Here is a 667-nt window from a genome sequence, read left to right on the forward strand (position 1 = left end):
TATAGCTCTTTCCATAAAAGTCCGGATGTGATAGGATAAGGGTAGATGATGATAAGGAGGTTGAATGCCAGCAGCATATAGTTATGATTTAAGAAAAAAAGCAATGGAAGCGCTAGACGAAGGAGAAAGCAGAGAAACAGTGGCAGCAAGATTTAAGATTGGACGAACTACTTTATGGGAGTGGCAGCAAAGAAGAAAAGAAACAGGAGACTTTCAATCAAAAAAACTTGGAAATGGGGGTTACAATCACAAAATTACCGACTGGGATACCTTTGCCAAATTTGCCAGAGAACACGGAGGAAAGACTCTATCGGAAATGGCTAAACTTTGGAACAACGTTAGTATCCAAACGATCTATCGAGCCCTTAAAAAAATTGGATTTACGCGCAAAAAAAGACATATGGATACAAGGAAAGAAACGAAGAAAAACGTGCTGAATTTTTGAAAATTATAGCGACAAAAGAACCTAAAAACTTAGTGTATATAGATGAGTCTGGCATTGATAACACCGAACTACGGATATTGCCAGAAAGGACAGCGGTTTTATGCCTTAAAATCTGGAAAGAAAACTCAACGAATCAGTATGGTTGCAGCCTTAAGTGGAAGAAAGATAGTTGTTCCGTTAACCTTTGAAGGCCACTGTAATATGGATGTTTTTAATGGATGG

The 667-nt window shown here is 38.2% G+C and carries 1 protein-coding gene; it reads left to right on the forward strand.

Annotated elements, in window-relative coordinates; all coding sequences use genetic code 11:
• Positions 1–64 precede the first annotated feature (64 nt).
• On the forward strand, positions 65–445 hold the full coding sequence (locus tag WOCAOBSORBRA_RS06510; RefSeq protein ID WP_007549224.1) for a helix-turn-helix domain-containing protein: 381 nt from the start codon (positions 65–67) through the stop codon (positions 443–445).
• Positions 446–667: the final 222 nt, after the last annotated feature.

It is taken from the genome of Wolbachia endosymbiont of Cardiocondyla obscurior, from assembly GCF_902713635.1.
Classification (GTDB): domain Bacteria; phylum Pseudomonadota; class Alphaproteobacteria; order Rickettsiales; family Anaplasmataceae; genus Wolbachia; species Wolbachia pipientis.

Excerpts from the sequence above, each read along its gene's own strand:
- WOCAOBSORBRA_RS06510 (WP_007549224.1), top strand. The coding sequence starts at position 65 with ATGCCAGCAGCATATAGTTATGATTTAAGAAAAAAAGCAATGGAAGCG.